The following is a 3,612-nucleotide window of genomic DNA, read 5'->3' as shown; positions in this document are numbered from 1 at the left end:
TTCTACGAGGTCCCGGAGGGGGGCCGCGTCACAGGTTCCGCACCCCCTCCGGGACCTCGTAGAACGTCGGGTGGCGGTAGGGCTTGTCGGCGGCGGGCTCGAAGAACGGGTCCTTCTCGTCCGGCGAGGAGGCGGTGATCGCACGGGACGGGACGACCCACAGCGAGACGCCCTCCGAGCGGCGGGTGAACAGATCGCGGGCGTTGCGCAGCGCCATCCGGGCGTCCGCCGCGTGCAGGCTTCCGGCGTGGGTGTGGGACAGACCGCGCCTGCTGCGGACGAAGACCTCCCACAGCGGCCAGTCGGCCCCGGGGCCGCCGCCGGGGGCTGCGGCTTCGCCGGGTGCCGGGGTGCCGCCCTGCGCTGCCGTGCCGCCCTGCGCTGCCGTGTCGCCCGGCGGCGGGGTGTCGCCGGGTGTCTGGGCGGCGTCGCCGGGGCGCGGGGTGCTGCCGGTGCTGTCGGGGTTCATGACGCGAGTGCCTCCCGCTCTTCCCGGTGCGCGGCCCGCTGCTGCTTGGCGGCGTACGCGGCGGCGGCCTCGCGGACCCAGGCGCCCTCCTCGTGCGCCTGGCGGCGCTGGGCGAGCCGCTGCTCGTTGCAGGGGCCGTTGCCCTTCAGTACCTCGTGGAACTCCGCCCAGTCGATGGCGCCGTGGTCGTAGTGGCCGCGCTGCTCGTTCCAGCGCAGGTCGGGGTCGGGGAGGGTGAGGCCCAGGGCCTCGGCCTGCGGGACGCAGATGTCCACGAAGCGCTGCCGCAGCTCGTCGTTGGAGTGCCGTTTGATCTTCCAGGCCATGGACTGGGCGCTGTGCGGCGACTCGGCGTCGGGCGGGCCGAACATCATCAGCGAGGGCCACCACCAGCGGTCCACCGCGTCCTGCGCCATGGCGTGCTGCGCCTCGGTGCCCCGGCTGAGCGCCAGCAGCAGCTCATAGCCCTGGCGCTGGTGGAAGGACTCCTCCTTGCAGATCCGGACCATCGCGCGCGCATACGGACCGTAGGAGCAGCGGCACAGGGGGACCTGGTTGGTGATGGCGGCACCGTCCACGAGCCAGCCGATCGCGCCGACGTCGGCCCAGGTCAGCGTGGGGTAGTTGAAGATCGAGCTGTACTTCTGGCGGCCCTCGTGGAGCTTGTCGAGCAGCTCGGCGCGGGAGGTGCCGAGGGTCTCGGCCGCGCCGTAGAGATACAGGCCGTGGCCTGCCTCGTCCTGGACCTTGGCCATGAGGATGGCCTTGCGGCGCAGCGAGGGCGCGCGGGCGATCCAGTTCGCCTCCGGCTGCATGCCGATGATCTCCGAGTGGGCGTGCTGGGCGATCTGGCGGACCAGGCCGGCCCGATAGGCGTCCGGCATCCAGTCCCGCGGCTCGATGCGCTCGTCCGCGGCCACGGCGGCCTCGAAGGCGGCGCCGAGCTCCGCCGCCGCGCCCTGCGCCGCCCGTGCGGTCGCCGTTGTACCCGATGCCATGCGAGCCCCCTGATCCGCGCCAGCCGACCGACCGATCGTTCGGTTCAATGGTGAGCCGGGCCCGCGCGGCCTGTCAAGGCCGGAGGGCGCCCGACTCCCGGGACTCCCGGGGCCTGACGGCCCCAGTAGTCTCTGAGAGTCTCTGAGGCGGACCGGCGCCCGAGCGGCGTCCGCGTGACCTGGAATGACCTGAAATGACCTGAGTGTCACGGAACGGCCGTGGCGACGTGGGGAGCGGGAGGGCATGGAGCCAGCAGAGCGGCACGAGGACGGCGGTGGCCTGGCCGCGCTCTCCCGGCCCGCCCGGGTCGTGGTGGCGATAGCCGTGACCGCGCTCTCCCTCGCGGTCGCGGTGCACGTGGGAATGGTCTTCCTGCAGACCGCGCCCCCCAACACCGTCAGCAAGCGGTACGGAGAGACCATCCAGGCGTACGCGCTTCCGGAGCTGGAGCGGAACTGGAAGCTGTTCGCGCCCAACCCGCTGCAGCAGAACATCGCCGTCCACGCGCGCGCCACCGTCACCAAGGGCGACGGCGCCACCGAGCGGACCGGCTGGGTCAACCTGACCGCCATGGACGGCGCGGCGATCCGCCACAACCCGGTGCCCAGCCACGTCCAGCAGAACGAACTCCGGCGCGGCTGGGAGTTCTTCGCCAACCACCACGACGACAAGGGGCAGCCGGTCGGCATGCGCGGGGAGCTGTCCGAGCGCTATGTGAAGCGGATCGTGATGCGGCGCTTCGGCCCCGAGCTGAACGGCGGCAGCGTGGAGCGCATCCAGGTCCGCTCGGCCACCACCCGGGTCCAGGCGCCGCCCTGGAGCGACGAGCGGGTGGACACCAAGCCGGTCTACCGCACCTACCCCTGGTGGCATGTCTCCAGCGAGGACCTCCCCGGAGGCGACAAGTGAGCGCGGCCGAGTGGCGCACCCGGGGCGCGCGCACGGCATCCGGCGTCCTCGACCAGGTGACCGGCCGTGCGCTCGGCCCGTACCAGACGGCCATCGTCCGGATCGGCCTCGCCGGGACGTGGCTGTTCTTCCTGCTGCGCGAATGGCCGCACCGGCAGGAGCTGTACGGCCCGGAGGGCCCCTGGAGCTGGTCGATGGCCGACCGGCTGATCGACTCCAACCAGGCGTTCTCGGTGCTGATGTGGTCGGATGCCGACGGCTGGTTCCAGTTCGTCTATCTGCTCGCCGTCGCCGCCAGCGCGGCGCTGCTGCTCGGCTGGCACACGCGCGCCGCGTCCGTGCTGTTCATGGTGGGCGTGCTCGCGCTGCAGAACCGCAGTGTGTTCATGGGGGACGGCGGAGACAACGTCATCCACCTGATGGCGATCTATCTGGTGTTCACCCGGTGCGGTCAGGTCTGGTCGCTGGACGCCCGCCGCGCGGCACGGGCACGCGCCAGGGGCGAGGGGGAGCACGGTGCGGCGGGCGGCGGCCTCGGCGGTGCGGTGGTGTGGGCCCTGCTGGGCGTCGCCCTGGCGGCCTGCACCGTCACCGGCGGCTTCGCGCTCGGCTGGGGGATCGTCTTCTGGGTGCTGTGGATCGCCCACGGGGTGTGGGGCCACCTCGACCGGGCGGTGGCCGCGGGGCGCGCCGGGCAGGGCGTACGGGAGACGCGCACCGTCTGCGACATCGTCGCCAACCTCGTGCACAACGGGGCACTGCTCATCATCATGGTCGAGGTCTGCCTGATCTACTCCACGGCGGGCTGGTACAAGATCCAGGGCACCCGCTGGCAGGACGGCACGGCCGTCTACTACCCGCTGCACCTGGACTACTTCTCGCCCTGGCCCGCGCTGAGCGACGCCCTCTCCGGCAACGGCATCATGATCTTCCTGATCAGCTACGGCACGGTGGCGGTGCAGGTCGCCTTCCCGTTCACGCTGTTCAACCGGCGGGTCAAGAACGTCCTGCTCGCCCTGATGATCACGGAGCATGTGAGCATCGCCGTGATTCTGGGCCTGCCCGTCTTCTCGGCGGCGATGATCACCGCCGACGCGGTGTTCCTGCCGACCGTGTTCCTGGTGTGGGCCGGGCGGCACGTCGGCGGCACGGCGCGCCGCGTGCTGCCGGGCTCCCGCCGGCGCGCACCGGCGGCCGCCCGGGACGGCGACGGGGACGGGGACGGCGGCGAGGAC

4 protein-coding genes are annotated in these 3,612 nt (G+C 72.3%); 2 read left to right on the top strand and 2 right to left on the bottom strand.

All coding sequences use genetic code 11. The annotated features are described in order from the left end of the window. Positions 1-28 precede the first annotated feature (28 nt). Both paaB and paaA read right to left on the bottom strand, forming a co-directional pair. Positions 29-295: a 1,2-phenylacetyl-CoA epoxidase subunit PaaB gene (paaB, locus tag G5C65_RS40890; RefSeq protein ID WP_165302816.1), complete on the bottom strand. Its 267-nt coding sequence runs from the start codon at positions 293-295 to the stop codon at positions 29-31. 170 nt (positions 296-465) lie between these two features. After that, positions 466-1,467, bottom strand: a complete 1,002-nt coding sequence (gene paaA / locus G5C65_RS33440; RefSeq protein ID WP_165302815.1) for a 1,2-phenylacetyl-CoA epoxidase subunit PaaA — start codon at positions 1,465-1,467, stop codon at positions 466-468. A 244-nt stretch (positions 1,468-1,711) separates the two neighbouring features. On the opposite strand from paaA, the gene G5C65_RS33435 reads away from it, so the two are divergent. Continuing rightward, positions 1,712-2,377 (top strand): DUF5819 family protein, encoded by a 666-nt coding sequence (locus tag G5C65_RS33435; protein ID WP_165302814.1) that lies wholly within the window; start codon positions 1,712-1,714, stop codon positions 2,375-2,377. Then, on the top strand, positions 2,374-3,612 hold a 1,239-nt coding region (locus tag G5C65_RS33430; protein ID WP_206442563.1), incomplete at its 3' end, for an HTTM domain-containing protein. The genes G5C65_RS33435 and G5C65_RS33430, both read left to right, overlap by 4 nt.

The sequence above is a fragment of the Streptomyces boncukensis genome, assembly GCF_011045075.1.
Classification (GTDB): Bacteria; Actinomycetota; Actinomycetes; order Streptomycetales; family Streptomycetaceae; genus Streptomyces; species Streptomyces boncukensis.
Note: the sequence above shows the minus strand (reverse complement) of the source record. Positions and strands in the feature narration are given on the sequence as shown.